Raw genomic sequence first — 16,661 nt, forward strand, 5'->3', positions numbered from 1 at the left:
CGCGAGGGGCCGGGGAGGCGTGGGGTGGCGCGGTTCCCGAAGCCCTCGGAACCCGCCCCGGGCATCGTCGAACCAGGGGTGGTGCGCCTCCCCTCCGCACTTCAACTCTTCGTCCGAACGTCACCAGTTGATGTTTCATGCGGCCGGGAGTAGGTATGCCAACGGGTATTGCACGGGGTAAGCGATAGCTCACGTTCCGGAACGTTCACTGCAGACGGCGCCGACGGTGCCGTCCCTAGGCGGGGTGCGACCAGCACGGGGAAGATCGCGGAGGAGGGGCTCGTCTTGCATGGCTATTTCACGGACCAGAGACACGAGGCACTCCGCAGCCGGGTGCGGGATTTCGCCGAAAGGGAGGTCCGCCCCCGGATTGCGGAGATGGAGGAGAACCGTTCCGTGTGCCGCGATCTCTCGCGTCTGATCGCCCGTCAGGGGTGGATAGGCGCCACCGTGCACCGCGCCTACGGCGGAATGGGAGCCGGGCACGTCGCCAAGACCCTCATCATCGAGGAGCTGTCCCGGGTGAGCGCCGCGATGGGCGCCATGGTGCAGGCGTCCCAGCTGGGGGTGGCGAAGATCGTCCACTTCGGCAGCGAGGAACAGAAGAAGACCTGGCTGCCCGCGATAGCCTCCGGCGACTGCCTGCCGACCATCGCCGTCACCGAACCGCAGTCCGGCAGCCATGTACTGGGCATGGCCTCCACCGCGGTCCGCGACGGCGACGACTACCTCCTCAACGGCCGCAAGATCTACGTCGGCAACAGCCATGTCGGCGATCTGCACGGCGTGGTGGTGCGCACCGGCGAGGGCTCCAGGGGTCTGTCGGCCTTCCTCGTGGAGTCCGACAGCCCCGGCTTCCGGGTCGGGGAGCAGCGGCCCGCGATGGGGCTGCACGGCTTCAGCTTCGGTGAGCTGTTCTTCGACAACTGCCGGGTCCCGGCCGCGAATCTGCTGGGCCGGGAGGGCGACGGGCTCTCGGTCGCCTACTCCTCCAGCGTGCTGTACGGACGCCCGAACCTCACCGCCGTCTCCCTGGGGATCCACCAGGCGGTGCTGGACGAGACGACCGCGTTCTGCGCCGAACGGCAGCGCTACGGCAAGCCACTGGCCGATCTGAGCACCGTCAAGCTCAAGCTCGGACGGATCCAGTCACGGCTGCTGCTGGCCCGGCTGTCGGCCTATCACGCGGTGCATCTGCTCGACCAAGGGCAGCCGTGCGACGCGGAGTTGATGAACGCCAAGCTGGTCAATGTGGAGTCCGCGCTGGAGTCGGCGCGCGATGCGATGGACATCCATGCCGGGTGCGGACTGTTCACCGACCGGCCGATCGAGCGTTTTCTGCGGGACGCCCATCACATCTTCGCGCCGGCCGGCACCTCCGACATCCAGCTGTTGCGCCTGGGCGAGCTGGCCCTGGGCCGGGCGCACGGCGAGTGGTCCAGCCGCCTGGCGGACCTGCTGCGGCTGGAGCCCTCGGAGTGGCCGGACGACGACCCCGCCGCGGACCCGCCGGCAACGGTGCCGGGCGAGGACGCCGCGGCCACGGTGCCGGTTCAGCGCACGGGAGGGTCGCGCCGGCGCCCGTGGTGCACCGGGCGGAAGTGAGCGGCCGGCCGCGTCCCCGAGTCGCGGCCGCCACCGGCCCGGAGCCCATGCGGCGGCCCCGGGCCGGCCGTCCGGCACAGGGCCGTACGCCGGGCCCGGGGCCGGGAGGAGCGGGCGGATCAGGGCGCGTCGGTGTGCTGCCTCTCCATGCTGTGGATCTGCTCGACGAGTTCGGCCGCCATCGCCTTGATGGTCTCCAGCCCTTCCCGCCCCCAGGGGCGCGGTTCGAGGTCCACGACGCAGACGGTGCCCAGGGCCATCCCCGTACGGTCGATCAGCGGCGCACCGAGGTAGGAGCGGATGCCGATCTCGTCGACGACGGGGTTGCCGGCGAACCGCGGATAGTCACAGACGTCCTCCAGCACCAGGGCCTTGCGGCGAACGATGACATGCGGGCAGTAGCCGTGGTCCCGGTCCATCACCCGGCCCGGCTGGGCACTGGCGGGTGCCGGCCCCAACTCGACGGCCCGGTCCTGGTCGGGCGTGTAGAGACCGGCGAAGTACTGCCGGCGCTCGTCGATGAAGTTGACCATCGAGTACGGCGCGCGGGTGGTCCGGGCGAGCTTGCGGGCGAACTCGTCGAACGCGGGCAGCGGGGATTCACCGATCCCCAGGGCGCGCAGCCGGGCGACGCGGGCGGGGGCCTCGTCGTCCTGCGGGGTGAGCAGCAGATGCCGCGTCGGGTCGTAGGAGATGTAGGGAACGCGGGAGGCGGGGTGGTTCATGGCAGCTCCGGGGTCGCGGCGAGGGCGGGGGTGAGCAGATGCTGGACGAGCGCCACCAGGACGCGGGTCGCCGAGCTGCTCCGTCGGGCGTCGCAGAGCACGACGGGGACGTCCGGGGAGAGGTCCATGGCGCTGCGGACCTCGTCCGGTGCGTAGTGGTAGGCGCCGTCGAACTCGTTGACGGCGACGATGAAGCGGATACCGCGCCGCTCGAAGAAGTCGACGGCGCCGAAGCACTGGTCCAGCCGCCGGGTGTCGGCGAGGATCACCGCGCCGAGCGCGCCGTTGGACAGCTCGTCCCACATGAACCAGAAGCGCTGCTGCCCCGGCGTCCCGAAGAGGTAGAGCAGATGGGCGGGGCTGAGGGTGATGCGGCCGAAGTCCATGGCGACGGTGGTGGTGCTCTTGTCCTCGACACCCGCCAGGTCGTCCGTGCCGACGCTGATCTGGGTGAGGAGCTCTTCCGTGCTGAGCGGTTCGATCTCGCTGACCGCTCCGACGAAGGTCGTCTTGCCGACGCCGAAGCCGCCCGCGATCAGGATCTTGAGCGCGGTGGGGAAGACATCGGCCGCGGGATCCCCCGGGGCCCGGAGGTCACAGTCGTTTGCGAAGTCCATTCAACACCGCCTCCAGCAGGGCACGGTCGGTACGGGACGCGGGCCCTGCCGAAACGGCCGCGGGGGCCCGCGCGGTGAGCGCCCCGCAGTCGACGAGGTCGGCGAGGAGCACCTTGGTGACCACGGCGGGCAGCCGTATGTGGGCCGCGATCTCCGCCACGGAGACCGGCCCGCCGCACAGCCCCAGCACCTGGGCGTAGTCGGGGCCCTGGCAGGAGACGGGCCGCCGGCCGGTGGCCATCACCATCGTCAGCAGGTCGAAGTGCGCCGTCGGACGGGTGCGGCCGTTGCTGATGGTGTACGGGCGGACCAGCCGGCCCGCCGCGTCGTCGTACCAGGGTTCCCCGCCCTGCCGCCGTCGGCGACGCACGGCCATGGTCATCGACCACCCGCGGGGGCCTGTTGGCGGGCGGGCGTGGACAGGTACGGGCGGACGCTCTTGACCAGCATCGACATCTCGTAACCCAGGACCGCCACATCGGCTTCCCGGCCGGCCAGGACGGCCAGGCAGGCGCCCGAACCGGCGGTGGAGACGAACAGGAAGGTGGACTCCAGCTCGACGACGACCTGCAGGACGTCGTCGCCCTCCCCGAAGCGCACCCCCGCGCTGCGGGCGAGGGAGTAGAGGCCGGAGGAGAGGGCCGCCATGTGGTCGGCGCTGTCCGGGTCGAAGCCGTGGGCGGCCTTGACCAGGCCGTCCGAGGTCAGCAGGAGCGCGCTGCGGGCGTGCGGCACGCGCTGTACGAGCCCGGTCAGCAGCCAGGACAGGTCGGTGTGCTGGCTTCCCTGCACTTGCGAATGCGTCTGCGCACGCACATCACTCACCATGGTTGCGGTCGTCTCCTCGGGGGCGGGCCATCGGGGCGTCGTGGTCACGGTCGTAGAGAAGGTCGTCGCCGGCCGGGCCGGCGGTGTCGCCGCCCGGGGCCGGGGGGATGAGGTGCTCGCCGGTGTCTCCGGCGTAGCAGTCGTCGGCGAGGCTGAATCCGCGCCGGAAGGCCGCCATCAGGCCGGGGTCGTGCTCGGGCTCCGGGCCCGTTCGGCGGGTGGCGGACGGCAGGATCGGCTCGCCGCGCAGCTCGGGGACGAGATGGGTCTGCTTGCGCCGCCGGGGCAGCCGGGGGCGGGCGCTGTTGTCCACGGCCGGCGGCGCGGGCGGCAGCACGACCGGGCCGGGGTCGGCCGGGCGGTCGGCGGGGGCGAGCTCGCGGGGGTGCGGCTCGGGCAACTGGGCGTCGGCCATGGGGACTTCAGGGGTGCGGACGCCGGAGGCGTGAACGAGCCGGCGGCGGGCGGCGCCGGCGTCGGGACCGGGCTCGGCGGGGGCAGCGGCGGGGGCCGGAATCCCGTCCGTACGGTCGTCGAAACCGCGCGGCGACAGGTCGAGCGCGTGGTCCGGGGCCGGGGCGGGGCGGGGGACGGCCACGGTCCAGGAGCCGCCGGCGTCCGCCTCACCGCGGTCACGACGGTCAGGACCGTCAGGCCCGTCAGGAACGGCATGACGGTCGTGAAGCTCATGCCGGGCAGGAAGGTCGTGGCGGTCATGAAACTCGTGCCGGTCATGAAGGTCGTGCCGGTCATGAGGCTCATAGCGGTCGCGGCGCGCGTGCCGCGCCGGGCCGGTGTCACGGTCGTCGGTGTATCCGGTGCCGTATGCCCCGTCGTGCTCCAACGCCAACCCGGTGTCCGGGGATTCGGCGAGCGACGCATCCGCCCCGCCGCTCTCCCCGTCGGCCGGTTCCGCGCCGAGCAGCCCCTGGGGCACGATCAGGACGGCCTGCACGCCGCCGTAGATGTTGCTCTGCAGCCGGACAACGATGCCATGCCGCCGGGCGAGCGAGGAGACCACGAACAGCCCGATGCGGCCGTCGCTCAACAGCTCGGCGACATCGATGTGTTCGGGGTCGGCCAGCAGCGCGTTCATCCGGCTCTGCTCGTCCGCCGACATCCCCAGTCCGCGGTCCTCCACCTCGACCGCGAGACCGGCGGTGACGAGCTGCGCGCGCAGCAGGACCGGGGTCTGCGGAGCGGAGTAGATCGAGGCGTTCTCGACGAGTTCGGCGAGCAGGTGGATGACGTCGGCGACGGCATGGCCGCGCAGGGTGCCCTCGATCGGCGGCACCAGCTTGATCCTCGGGTACTGCTCGACCTCGGCGATCGAGGAGCGCAGTACCTCGGTCATGGACACCGGGCGGCTCCACTGGCGGCGCGAGATGGCGCCGCCGAGCACGGCGAGGTTCTCGGCGTGCCGGCGGATGCGGGTGGCCAGATGATCGACGTGGAAGAGGCCCTTCAGCAGGTCCGGGTCCTCGACCTGGTTCTCCAGCTCGTCCAGCAGCTCGATCTCGCGGTGGACCAGGGACTGCAGCCGGCGGGCGAGGTTCACGAAGACCTCGACCTTCTGCTCGCTGCCGCTGGCGTTGCTGCGGGCGATGGCGACCGCGTCGATGACGGCGGACTCGGCGGCCCGGCCGGCGACGGCGACCTCATGGGCGAGCAGGTCGAGGGTGTCGCCGGTGGGCGCGGGGGATGTGTCCGGCTCGCGGCGCTGGAGCCATTCGCCCTGCCGTACCCGGTCCAGCAGGTCGTAGAGGTCGGACTGGCTGCGGGCGCAGACCTCGCGGAGCCGGTCGTAGCGGGCCACGGCGGCGCGGGACTCGGCGTTGGCGGCGGCGGCCGCGGTCAGCACGATGACGCACACCAGGGCGAGCCCGCCGGCCAGCACCACCCCTTCCCGCCCGGTCAGCCGGGCACCGCCGGCCTGCACCACGAACGCGGCGACGGCGGTGCAGACGACGGCGACGAGGAGACAGGGCACGGCGGCGAGCCTGACCAGCCGGGACCGTATCGCCGCATCGGCGGCCGACTCGGGGAACGAGGCCCGGCCGTGCCGTCCGCCGTCACGCTCCCGCCGCCGGGTAGAGGTGGGGACAGGAGCGGCCCCCGGGGAGCTGTGGGGTCCCGGGGACCTCTCAGGCTCCTGGGACATCTGGGTCCCCTGGGGGAATGCGGTAGGCATCGGCGCCCTCCGGATCGGCCGTTGGCAGTTCGCGGAGCACGCACGCTAGTTGTTACGGGGGGAGTGTCCGGAGCCACTTCGGGCTTTCGCTACCCCTCGCCACCTCCTTGAGTGGGCGAAGCGCGCACATCAGTGCGACACAATCCGAACTTCCGTTCAGCGAGGCGGAGTTACTGCCTCCGGAAGCGTGCCTCCGGGGGCTCACGGCGGTGTCCGCGTCCGCGCGGCACGACGGGCCCGGCCCGGCCGGCGGCGGACCGGGCCGCGAGGCATCCGTTGCCGCACGCCGCCCACAACTGACGGAGTCCGGGGTCCGGCTGATTCAATGGCCACCGAGGTGAGAGACATGGTGAGTACCGACCGGATTCTGGCGTTCGCGGCGATGTCCCTGCTGGTGATCGTGATCCCGGGGCCCAGCGTGCTGTTCGTGATCGGCCGGGCGCTGGCCCACGGCCGGCGAACGGCCCTGGCGACCGTCCTGGGCAATGTGCTGGGCTCCTACCTCCTGGTGGCCGCGGTCGCGCTGGGTCTCGGCTCGCTGGTGGAGCGGTCCGCCGCGGTCTTCGTGGCCGTGAAACTGGCCGGTGCGGCCTACCTGGTCTTCCTCGGCGTCCAGGCCTTCCGGCACCGCAAGGACATGAAGCTGGGGGCCATGGAAGCGTCCGGGCCGGCGGCTCGCGGTGATCTGCGGACGATCGCCGACGGCCTCCTGGTCGGCGTCACCAACCCGAAGGGGATCGTCTTCTTCGCCGCCGTGCTCCCCCAGTTCGTGGACCCGTCGGCGGGCGGGCTGCCCGCCCAGATGCTGATCCTGGGCCTGGTGCCGATCTGCATCGGCCTGATCACCGACACCGTGTGGGGGCTGACGGCCTCGGCGGCCCGCGGCTGGTTCGCCCGCTCCGAGCGCCGGCTGTCGATGATCGGCGGGGCCGGCGGCTTCGCCATGATCGGCCTGGGTGTGACGGTGGCGGTCACCGGCCGCGCGGACTGACCGCCACGCCCTGCCGCCGGCCCCTTCGCGCCGCCGTGCGCAGCAGCCGGCGGCGCGGCGGGATCACCGGCTGCCGTAGGCGTCGGCGGCGCGCCGGTACTCCTCCTTCTCCCGCTCGAAGTCGGGCACGTCGGCGGCGGTGCGGTCGCCGGGGCCGAAGACCCGGTCGAGGGCGTCCGCGCCGTCACCGGTCTCGGCCGCCCGGGGCAGCATGACCTCCTCGTAGGCGGTGACCGCCGCATCGACGGTGTCGTGGCGGACAAGGGCCAGCGCGAGTTCACAGCCGTCGAGCATGGCGAGATTGGCGCCGTTGCCACCGAAGGGCGCCATCAGATGGGCGGCGTCGCCGAGCAGGGTGACGCCGGGGGTGTGCGGCCAGGTGTGCGGGGCGGGCAGGACGAACAGCGGGCGGTGGACGTAGGGACCGTCGTTGTCGGTGATCAGGATGCGGAGCCGCTCGTCCCAGCCGGTGAACTTCTCCAGCAGGGCGGCGCGTACGGCCTCGGTGTCGCCGGGGATACCGGCCGGCTGGCCGCCGTCGCTCTCCTCACGGACGGCGATGTAGGCGCGCACATGCTGGTTGCCGTTGCGCTGCGCGAGCAGGCCCTTGTGGTCGCCGGTGGCGAAGGTGTGCCCGTCGCCGACGAGTGCGGCGACGTCGGGGTGGTCGGTGTCGACCTGGTCGAAGTGGGCCTCGATGAAGGTCACTCCGGAGTAGACGGGCATGGCGTCGCTGACCAGCGGCCGCACCCGTGACCAGGCCCCGTCCGCGCCGATGACGAGGTCGGCATCGGCAGTCGTGCCGTTGTCGAAGGTCAGGCGGTGGGTGCCGTCCGGGCGGGCGGCGGCGGAGCGCAGGGCGTGACCCCACCGGACGGTGCCGGGGGCGAGGGAGTCGGCCAGGAGTGTGCGCAGCCGTCCGCGGTCGATCTCGGGAGCGGCGTCCTCGCCGGCCGGGGGCCGGTAGTCGACGAGGACCTCGCCATGACGGCTGAGGACGCGCATGGCCTGCCCTTCCGGCCGGGCCAGCGCGAAGAACTCGTCGAGCAGGCCGGCCGCCTTGAGGGCGATCTGCCCGGAGTCGGCATGCAGATCGAGGGTGCCGCCCTGGTCGCGGGCGTCGGCGGAGGCGTCGCGCTCGTAGACGGTGACCGCGATGCCGTGCCGCTCCAGGACGCGGGCGCAGGTCAGGCCGCCGGGGCCGGCGCCGATGACGGCGATGCGGGGTGCGGGGGCGGGGGTGGGATTGGCGTTCATGAGGGCTCCGTTGCGTCGGGACGGTGCGGTGGGTGGGCGTCGGTGGTACCCGGGCCGCCGGATCCGAGGGGGACGGCGGTGCGGGTGCACCGGTCGCCGCCGGATCCGGGGTGGGCAGGGCAGCACCTCGCTCGATCCGTCAGGGCGAGGGGTGATGCCGGTCGGGACTGCGCCCCGCCACCGGCCTACCCAGAAGAGCACACTCACTAAAAAAGTGCAACGAGTCAACTTTCGGAGCGAGGCAACAAGTGGGTACAGTGCGGTGGTGAGCGATACACCGAAGCCCGTGGGGCGCCGCGAGCGCAAGAAGGCCGCCACCCGTCAGGCACTGGCCGACGCGGCCCTGAACCTGTTCCTCGAACACGGCTATGACCAGGTCAGCGTCAAGGACGTGGCCGAGGCCGCCGACGTGTCCACCACGACGCTGTTCAAGCACTTCCCCAGCAAGGAGGCCCTGGTCTTCGACGAGGACACCGACCAGCAGGCCGCCCTCGTCGCCGCGGTCCGCGAACGGCCCACCGGCCGCTCCCTCCCCGCCGCTCTGCTCGACCACCTCCTGCGCACCCACCTCCCCAAGGCGGCCGACCCCGGATTCACCCGCTACAAGCACCTCATTCTCAGCACGCCGGTGCTGCGCGAGTACGGCCACCGCATGTGGATGCGCCATGAGGCCGCCCTCACGGAGGCGATCGCCGACGAGACCGGCGCCCCCCAGGACGACCCCGCCTGCGCCGCGCTCGCCCACTTCGCCCTGGAATCGGTCGCCCTCACCCACGGCCGGGACGATCCCCGCACCACCCTCGAAGCCGCCTTCGCCCTCCTCGAACACGGCTGGCCCGGCCCCACCCGGGGCACGGGCCAGGGGACTTGAGGAGCACGGGGCGGGCGGGCGCGCTCAGCGAAACGGGCGGCCGGCCCGCGGAGCGCCGCGTCGGCCGGCCGCCGGGTCCCCCGCCTCAGCGGTCCGCAGCGAGGTCCACGTCCGTGGGGGACACCACCGCGGGCCAGGCGGGCCAGCCATGGGCGGGCGGTACCGCGATCGCCCGCCACCACGGGTAGACGGCCGGCGGATCGGCAGGCTCGAAGGGCTCGCCCGGCCTCGGGTGCACGGTGCTGACGCCGGCCTTGCGGGCAGCGGTCAGCGTCCAGTCGGCGGGCTCCGCCCAGGGGTGCAGCGCCAGGTTGAACGTGCCCCAGTGGATCGGCAGCAGCACCCCGCCGGGCGTACCGCCCTGGAGGTCGAGGTGGGAGAGCACGCCCTGTTCGGGATTCATGTGGATGTCCGGCCACATGCCCGGGTGCCGGGTGTCGGAGGCGTGGTTCCTGGGCCAGAAATCGCTGTACGCGCCGATCTGGATCATCGTGGCGTCGAACGGGCCGTGCGCCGCGCCGATCTCCGCGAAGCCGGAGAAGTAGCCGGTGTCGCCGCTGTGGAAGATCCGGTGGTCGGGCCCGGCGACCACCCAGGACGACCACAGGGTGTGCTGCGGGCCGCGCAGCCCGCGGCCGCAGAAGTGCTGCGCGGGGGTGGCCGTGAGGGTCAGCCCGCCGACGCGGGTGGACTCGTGCCAGTCGAGCTCGGTGATCCGCTCCGCCGGCACGCCCCAGAACTCCAGGTCGGCGCCGATACCGAGCGGTACCACGAAAGCCGCGCCGGTGCCGGTCAGCCCCTGGACCGTCGGCATGTCCAGATGGTCGTAGTGGTCGTGCGAGATCACCACGACGTCGACCGGCGGCAGCTCGTCCAGCCCGACGGGGACCGGGTGCAGCCGCTTGGGGCCGGCCCAGTCGAACGGCGAGCAGCGCTCCCCCCAGACCGGGTCGAAGAGCACCCGCCGGCCGTCGATCTCGGCCAGCACGCTCGAATGCCCCATCCAGGTGAGCCGCAGCCCGGAAGCCGGCGGCTGCCCCCAGTCCTCGGCGGTCGGGCGGTGCACCGGAATCGGGCCGACCGGCGCCCGGCGCAGCCGTCCCTCCCGGCTCAACTGCGCCCGCGCCATCTCCAGCGCGGCGCCCTTGGGCGGCCGTCCGGTCGGCGCCGGATTACGGAACTGGCCGTCCACGAACTGTGGCGATCTGCGCATCCTGGCCAGGCGCTCTCCCGTGGGTTCGATGCCGAAGCTCGCGGGGCGCAGCGCGGAAAGGCCAGCACGGCGGGGACGGGAACCGGTCACGGCACCTCCATGGTCAGGGCGAACGCGTAGTGATACGGGCCGCCCGTAAGCGGCAGGTTCCGGCACACCGCGCCACTCGGCGCCGTCGTACGGCTTCCGCACCACGACACCCGGACTCCACACCATCACCCTCTGAGTCAAACCGCGCGACCGGCTGTGACATTCCGGGGATCGGAGGTGATTTTGCCAAGGGCGGCCGCGGCGCCTCCCGGTAGGGGCATTTCGGCACCTCGGACGCGTCCATTGCGGTGAGCTGCGGCGCCCGCAAGGACGGACGGCCGCCGTTCGCCCGCACCTGCGGCGGAGCCCTACTCCCGCCCGAACTCCAGGGCGAGCTGATCCTCGACCGGGCGATAGCCCAGCCGCCGGTAGAGGGCGTTGCTGGTGGGGTTGGCGAGGTCGGTGAAGAGCAGCACCTCCTGCGTGCCACGGGCCCGTACGGCGCGGGAGACGGCGGCCGTCACCGCTCCCGCATACCCGCGTCCGCGCAGCTCGGGAGGGGTGTAAACGGGGGCGACGCGGGCCGCGCCGGCGAGCGGGTCGGTGTGGCAGGCCATCGAGACGGGACGGCCGCCGGTCTCCCACAACAGGCAGCGGCCGCCGGCGATCCGGTCGTCGGCCGCCCGGGCGTCGCGGGGCGGCGTGCCCCCGATCTCCGCGGCGAAGGCGGTGAACCAGGCGAGCAGCAGGTCCCGGTCGGCGGTCGTGGCGCGCCGGGCCGCGCCCGGTGGCGCCGGGGACGGCTCGATCAGCTGGTCCAGCCGGTGGAGCCGGAGGCGTTGGGCGCAGATCACCGTGCCGCCATGGCGCCGCTGCCAGGCACCGGCGACCGCCTCGGCCACCGCCCGGCCGCCCTTCACCCCAGGGATCTCGGTCCGCTCCGCCGCCAGTGTCTCCACCAGCGCGCCCGCGGCCTCGTCCGGCATCGGCGACAGCAGCACCGTACGCGGCGGGGTCCACACGAACGCGGCGCCGACCGGGGCCTGCCCGCTCGGCCGCCACCAGCCGAACGCCGGCGCGTCCGCCCCGTACACATCCGCCCCGAGCGAGCGCAGCGACGACACCACCGACAGCAGCACCGTGTGCGCGGTGGGCCGGCTGCGCAGGAAGGCTCCCGCGGCCGCTTCGAAGTCCTCAGGATCCTGGGTCGTGGTCCACGCCATGCCTCATCCTCCCGTGGGCCTGCGCGCGGACGCAGCCGGTTTTCGCGGGCCGGCGGACACCCCCTCGACGGCTGTGGGCGGGACGGGGAGACCGGGGCGGCGCGGCAGGAAGACGGTGCGCAGGGCGATGCGCGGGGCGATGAGGCGGGCGGGCGGCGCGGTGAGGCAGAAAACGTCCCGGTAGGCCGCGCCGACGACGGGGTCGATGGCGGCGCGGGCGGCGAGCCGGTCGAGATACCACGTGGTCAGCCGCTCGCCGGCACCGGCCTTGGCGTCCGCGGCGCTCGCATACGGGCGGTCCGCGCCGACCGCGGCGAGCCAGGCGGGCTCCATGGCACGGGCCACCGCCCGCTGCGCCTCGGCGGTGCTCCCGCCGCCGGCGAGCGTGCCGCGCACCGCCAGCGCGCCGAGGGCGGCCACCGACATGCCCTGCCCGTACACGGGGTTGAAGGTGCAGCAGGCGTCCCCCAGGACGAGGAATCCGTCGGGGAGCGCACCGGACCGTTCGAAGTGCCGGCGGCGGTTGCAGGTGTCGCGGAAGCCGTACACCGGCGAGAGCGGCTCGGCCCCGCTGAGCAGTTCATGGACGTACGGGTCGCCGATCGTCGCGCTGAACGCGGTGAACTCCGCGGCGTCCGTGGGCGGGTGGTGTCCGCGCACACCGGACAGTGTCAGCAGCCAGTTGCCGTCCTCGACCGGTACGTACGCCCCGCCGCGCGGGCACTCGGGCCAGCCGGGGACGTTGACGCCCACGTCGGGCGCGGCCGCGTCCTTGGGGCGGTACATCCGAGTGGCGTAGGCGATCCCCGCATCGACGGTCACCTCGTGCGGGGCGGTGCGGCCGAGTGCGGCGTACCACTGCGGGGTGCGGGAGCCGCGGCCCGAGGCGTCCACGACGAGCCCGGCCGTCAGATCCCGCACGGACCGCGCACCGTCCCGCGACCGCACCCGTACACCCGTCACCCGGCGGGCGTCCCCGGTCAGTCCGACGGCCTCGGTCGCTTCGAGGACCTCGACGCGGGTGCCCGAACCGGCGGCGGCCCGCAGCACCCGCTCGCGGACGACCGCGTCCAGCACCGGCCGGGTCACACTCAGGGTGCGGTGCCGGCGCTCGTCGAAGCGGCGCTGCCAGCCGGTGGGGGTACGGGTGAGCAGATCGCGCGGCAGCTCCAGGCTGCGGGCGCCCGCTTCGCCGAGGGCGTCGACCGTGCCGGGCAACAGCTCCTCCAGTGCCCGCTCGCCGCCGCTGAGGAGGATGTGCAGATGGCGGGCCTGCGGGACGCCCTTGCGGAAGGCCCGGCCCTGCGGATAGCGGTCGCGTTCGACGACCGTGATCGCGTCGACCTGCCCGGTCAGGGCCGTGACGGCCAGCATCCCGGCGAGTCCGCCGCCGATGACGATCGCGGTGCGTCCGCCATTGGAGTGCTCTGCCATCCCTGCCTCGCTCCCCCGCCGGCCCGTCCGGCCGCCGTACGCCCGCTCGTTCATGTCTCCCGGCCGGCTCGCGCGCCGGGGCTCCGCCCGCCGCTTCCGGTAGCCGGTCACCGGTGGTTGTTCACGCTTCAGTGTCCGCGACGCCCGTGTCAACGGCCTTCCGTCTCACCTGCTGGACGAATGTGCGGTGCGCTCCCGCCGGGCGCCGGTTCTCCCTCGCTCCTCACCCACCACAGACGCACCCAGGGCCCCGGGCGATGCGTTTCCCCCTCGCGTCACCACCCTCCCTGACATCCCGTCATGAGGCGCGCCTGCGTCTAGACTCCCGGCAGCGGACGGACATCGTCCGCAAACGGTCTCACCAGCAAGGGATTCGTCTCACCAGCAAGGGATCCAGGGACGCTTGTGACATTCCAGCAGGTTTCTGAGCCGTATGACGCCTATGACGTACTCGTCGTCGGCGGGTCGGGCGTGGACACCGTCGTACCGGTCGGCGCGCTGCCGCTGCCGCTCACCGATTCCGCCGCGGTGCCCCCCATTCGCGAAGGGGTGGGACACACCGGCACCGGCGTCGCGCTGGGCTGCGCGGCGCTCGGGCTCACCACCGGATTCGTGGACTTCATCGGCGACGACCACCCCGGCAGCCTGGTCCGCGCACGGATGGCCGCCACCGGCGTCGACTTCCGGCCACTGATCTCCCCGCACGGCACCCGGCGCGCGGTCAATCTCGTCGCCCCCGACGGCCGCCGGATGTCCTTCTACGACGCCCGCGACCCGCTCGACCTGCGCATGCCGCCGGAGCACTACCTCCCGGCGCTGCGCCGGGCCCGGCACGTCCATCTGTCGATCACGCACTTCGCCCGCTTCCTGTACGACGACATCGAAGCGCTGGGCCTCCCCGTCTCCACGGACCTGCACGACTGGGACGGGCTGACGGAGCATCACCGGGAGTTCGCACTCCGCTCGGACCTGGTGTTCCTCAGCACCTCCGGGGCGGGGGAACGGATCGCGTCCGTGATGCGGGAGATCCTGCACGAGGGGCGTGCCGAGGCCGTGATCGCGACGGCGGGGGCCGGCGGCGCCTATCTCCTGGCCGCCGACGACCGCTCCCCGCGTCCGGTGCCGGCCGTGGTGCCGCCCGGGCCGGTCGTGGACACCCACGGCGCGGGCGACGCCTTCACCTGCGGGTTCCTCTACGGGCGGTATCTGGGCCGGAGCCTGGAGGACTGCGCGCGGCTGGGCGCCGTCGCCGGGGCCCATGCCTGTACCTCGGCCGGCACGTACACCGCCCTCATCGGTCCGGACGTGCTGCGCGCGGTGCCCACCACGACGCCGCGGCCCGCCGCTCCGCCGCACTCCGCCACGCCGCCCGGCACCGGCCTCGCGGGCCCGGCGGACGACCGGGTCTCCCCCGCGGGGGCGTAGCCGCCCGCTCCCGGCCGGACGGTCCGCGCGGCGTCTTCCCCGTCAGGGGACGCCCCGCCCGTCCGGCCGCCCGGCTCAGTCCTTGCGGCCGACGCCGCCGTAGAAAATGGTGTTGTTGAGCTCCTCGGCGCCGGGCACCGCACCGTCCGGCCGCCACAGCGGCACCCGTACGACACCCGGCTCCAGCAGGGTGAACGGTCCGAAGAGCGGCGCGATGCCGGCCTTCCCGCGCAGATTGAGGCCGGCGGTGGAGCTCTGGTAGACGCTCACCACGCCGTCGCGCGCCCGCTCGTCCGTGCGGCCCGGTGCATAGGCCTCGTAGGGTTCGCCGGTGGCGTGCGACAGCACGAGACAGCTGCCCGCGGGGAGCGCCTCGGCGAGGGTGGCGACGAGCCCGGCGGGATCCTCGTCGTCCCGGATGAAGTGGAGGACGGCGACCAGCAGCAGCGCCACCGGACAGTCGAAGTCGATCAGTTCCCGGACGGCCGGGTGGTCCAGCACGGCCTTGGGGTCCCGGACGTCCCCGAGCACGAATGCGGTGCCCTCGGTGTTGGTCAGCCGGGCCCCGGCGTGGGTGGCGACGATGGGGTCGTTGTCGACGTAGACGACGCGGGTGTCGGGCGCGGTCTCGCGGGCCACGTCGTGGGTGCTGGGTGAGGTGGGGATGCCGGTGCCGATGTCGATGATCTGCCGGATGCCGTCGGCGGCGAGTGCGCGCACCGCCCGCCGCAGAAAGGCCCGGTTCGCGCGGGCGCTGAGCCGTACCTGCGGGTGGACCTCGATGACGCGCTCCGCGGCCACCCGGTCGACCTCGTAGTTGTCCCAGCCGCCGAGGTAGTAGTCGTACATCCGGGCCGGGTGCGGCCGGCTGGTGTCGATCTCCTCGGCCGAGAAGCCGGAGTGCTCCGGGCCCTGGACGTACGGTCCGATGCCGGTGACCGCGTCGTCCGGTGCGGGCGGGGAGCTGTTCTGGGCGCTCATGCCGTCCTCCGCTCGGTGCACCGGCCCGGTGCCGCCGCGAGGAGGAAGTCGGCGTGACCCGCCTTCGCGCCCTCGATGAAGCTCACCATTTCGCGGTGCGTGTAGATCAGGGCAGGGCCGTCCGGGTCGGTCGACTGGCGCAGCGCGATCCGGCCGTCCCCCAGCCGCATGGCCTCGACGCACTCGCCGCCGTTTCCGCCGCTCCACGGCTTGTGCCAGCCGTCCGTGCCCAGCTCTTTGGCGGGCATGCCGTTGTAGATACGTATGCGATCCATGGTTCAGATCTCCTTGCGAAAGCCACCCAGAATGGCCTCGGTGTGGTGTGCCGGCGCGGCCTGCGCACACATCCGGTCGAGGGCCTCCAGGAACTGCGAGACGTCGTTGCGCTGGTCGAAGTACACGGCTCCGACGAGGCTTTCCGCGTATGCGATGTCCGGAAGCTCCGGGATCGGGAAGCGGAAGAGGTGGAAAGGGCCGTACATGGCCGGGTGCGGGCCCGCGGCGAAGGGCATGATCTGCAGCCGGACGTTCGGCAACGCGGTGGCTTCCATGAGCCGGGAAATCTGCTCCCGCATCACCGGGGAGCCGCCGATCGGCCGCCGCAGCACGGTCTCGTCCATGACGACCCACAGCATCGGTGCGTTGTCGCGGGTCAGCAGGGACTGCCGTTCCATCCGCAGGGCGACGATCCGGTCGATGTCCGCCGGTGCGGCGTGCGGCATCCCCGCCCGCAGCACGGCGGCGGCGTAGTCCTCCGTCTGCAACAGCCCGGGGACGTAGTGCGGTTGGTAGGCCCGGATGAGGTTGGCCTCGCTCTCCAGGCTGACGTATGCGCTGAACCACTCGGGCAGGACGTCCCGGAACCGGTGCCACCAGCCGGGCTTGTTGGCCTCGCGGGCGAGCGAGAGAAAGCCCTCGATCTCGTCCTCGCCGACCACGCCGTAGGTCGCCAGCAGCTTCTCGACGTAGGGGAGCTTGAGGCCGACCTCGGCCTTCTCCATGCGCCGTATCGTGGCGTGGGTCACGTCGAGAGCCGCGGCGGCCTGTTCGAAGGAGAGCCCCGCCTTCTCGCGCAGGTCCTGCAGTCGCTTGCCGAGCACCACCCGCAGGACGGTCGGTGCACCTGCCGACCGTGGGTCCGCCACGTCCGATCGCCTCCCACTGAATTCAGTGTGCAGCAGTGTGTCATGCCGTCAGGAGCGCGAACAGACTGCATCTTACGATTCTGCAAATTGCAGAGTGATCCTTGCCATCGGTCACCGGCATCGCA

Annotated in this window: 16 protein-coding genes; 4 read left to right on the top strand and 12 right to left on the bottom strand. The window is 72.7% G+C overall.

All coding sequences use genetic code 11. The features are described from left to right. Positions 1-285: 285 nt before the first annotated feature. Positions 286-1,605, top strand: coding sequence for an acyl-CoA dehydrogenase family protein (locus tag OIU81_RS05195; RefSeq protein ID WP_329144297.1), 1,320 nt, complete (start codon positions 286-288; stop codon positions 1,603-1,605). A gap of 119 nt (positions 1,606-1,724) precedes the next feature. On the opposite strand, the gene OIU81_RS05200 is transcribed toward OIU81_RS05195, so the two are convergent. From OIU81_RS05200 to OIU81_RS05220, 5 genes are read right to left on the bottom strand one after another with little or no spacing between them, the layout of a single operon-like run. Further along, positions 1,725-2,330 (bottom strand): GAF domain-containing protein, encoded by a 606-nt coding sequence (locus tag OIU81_RS05200; RefSeq protein ID WP_329144299.1) that lies wholly within the window; start codon positions 2,328-2,330, stop codon positions 1,725-1,727. Further along, positions 2,327-2,947: a GTP-binding protein gene (locus tag OIU81_RS05205; protein ID WP_329144301.1), complete on the bottom strand. Its 621-nt coding sequence runs from the start codon at positions 2,945-2,947 to the stop codon at positions 2,327-2,329. The genes OIU81_RS05200 and OIU81_RS05205 overlap by 4 nt, the downstream gene beginning before the upstream one ends. Continuing rightward, complete coding sequence (locus tag OIU81_RS05210) at positions 2,925-3,323, bottom strand: DUF742 domain-containing protein (RefSeq protein ID WP_129250974.1); 399 nt, start codon at positions 3,321-3,323, stop codon at positions 2,925-2,927. Before OIU81_RS05210 ends, OIU81_RS05205 begins: the two co-directional genes overlap by 23 nt. A 2-nt stretch (positions 3,324-3,325) precedes the next feature. Next, a complete protein-coding gene (locus OIU81_RS05215; protein ID WP_329144308.1) occupies positions 3,326-3,775 on the bottom strand; it encodes a roadblock/LC7 domain-containing protein in 450 nt (149 codons plus the stop codon). Beyond that, a complete protein-coding gene (locus OIU81_RS05220) occupies positions 3,765-5,936 on the bottom strand; it encodes a sensor histidine kinase (protein ID WP_329144310.1) in 2,172 nt (723 codons plus the stop codon). The genes OIU81_RS05215 and OIU81_RS05220 overlap by 11 nt, the downstream gene beginning before the upstream one ends. A 376-nt stretch (positions 5,937-6,312) precedes the next feature. Here OIU81_RS05220 and OIU81_RS05225 point away from each other — a divergent pair, with 376 nt between their 5' ends. Further along, positions 6,313-6,957 (top strand): LysE family translocator, encoded by a 645-nt coding sequence (locus OIU81_RS05225; protein WP_329144312.1) that lies wholly within the window; start codon positions 6,313-6,315, stop codon positions 6,955-6,957. 63 nt (positions 6,958-7,020) lie between these two features. Here the strand turns inward: OIU81_RS05225 and OIU81_RS05230 are convergent, their stop codons facing one another. Continuing rightward, positions 7,021-8,214 (bottom strand): FAD-dependent oxidoreductase, encoded by a 1,194-nt coding sequence (locus tag OIU81_RS05230; RefSeq protein ID WP_329144314.1) that lies wholly within the window; start codon positions 8,212-8,214, stop codon positions 7,021-7,023. A gap of 286 nt (positions 8,215-8,500) precedes the next feature. On the opposite strand from OIU81_RS05230, the gene OIU81_RS05235 reads away from it, so the two are divergent. Further along, positions 8,501-9,085: a TetR/AcrR family transcriptional regulator gene (locus tag OIU81_RS05235; RefSeq protein WP_443074121.1), complete on the top strand. Its 585-nt coding sequence runs from the start codon at positions 8,501-8,503 to the stop codon at positions 9,083-9,085. Between the two features lie 85 nt (positions 9,086-9,170). Here the strand turns inward: OIU81_RS05235 and OIU81_RS05240 are convergent, their stop codons facing one another. The 3 genes from OIU81_RS05240 to OIU81_RS05250 form a co-directional block, all read right to left on the bottom strand. After that, a complete protein-coding gene (locus tag OIU81_RS05240) occupies positions 9,171-10,388 on the bottom strand; it encodes an MBL fold metallo-hydrolase (RefSeq protein WP_329144318.1) in 1,218 nt (405 codons plus the stop codon). A gap of 308 nt (positions 10,389-10,696) precedes the next feature. Further along, positions 10,697-11,551 (bottom strand): GNAT family N-acetyltransferase, encoded by an 855-nt coding sequence (locus OIU81_RS05245; RefSeq protein WP_329144320.1) that lies wholly within the window; start codon positions 11,549-11,551, stop codon positions 10,697-10,699. Positions 11,552-11,554: 3 nt separating this feature from the next. Then, positions 11,555-12,985 (bottom strand): NAD(P)/FAD-dependent oxidoreductase, encoded by a 1,431-nt coding sequence (locus OIU81_RS05250; RefSeq protein ID WP_329144322.1) that lies wholly within the window; start codon positions 12,983-12,985, stop codon positions 11,555-11,557. 405 nt (positions 12,986-13,390) lie between these two features. Between OIU81_RS05250 and OIU81_RS05255 the strand changes: the two genes are divergently transcribed. After that, positions 13,391-14,410 carry a carbohydrate kinase family protein gene (locus tag OIU81_RS05255; RefSeq protein WP_329144323.1) on the top strand — a complete coding sequence of 340 codons (1,020 nt, stop codon included), beginning with the start codon at positions 13,391-13,393 and terminating at the stop codon, positions 14,408-14,410. 75 nt (positions 14,411-14,485) lie between these two features. Here OIU81_RS05255 and OIU81_RS05260 read toward each other — a convergent pair whose 3' ends face one another. Genes OIU81_RS05260 through OIU81_RS05270 form a run of 3 tightly spaced genes read right to left on the bottom strand, consistent with a single transcriptional unit; the run spans position 14,486 to position 16,536 of the window. Beyond that, positions 14,486-15,391: an SAM-dependent methyltransferase gene (locus OIU81_RS05260; protein WP_329144325.1), complete on the bottom strand. Its 906-nt coding sequence runs from the start codon at positions 15,389-15,391 to the stop codon at positions 14,486-14,488. Then, entirely contained in the window at positions 15,388-15,666 is a 279-nt protein-coding gene (locus OIU81_RS05265; protein WP_329144326.1) for a DUF397 domain-containing protein, read from the bottom strand. The genes OIU81_RS05260 and OIU81_RS05265 overlap by 4 nt, the downstream gene beginning before the upstream one ends. A gap of 3 nt (positions 15,667-15,669) precedes the next feature. Then, entirely contained in the window at positions 15,670-16,536 is an 867-nt protein-coding gene (locus OIU81_RS05270; RefSeq protein WP_329144328.1) for a helix-turn-helix domain-containing protein, read from the bottom strand. Between the last annotated feature and the right edge of the window lie 125 nt (positions 16,537-16,661).

The organism is Streptomyces sp. NBC_01454 (assembly GCF_036227565.1).
In the GTDB taxonomy this organism is placed as follows: domain Bacteria; phylum Actinomycetota; class Actinomycetes; order Streptomycetales; family Streptomycetaceae; genus Streptomyces.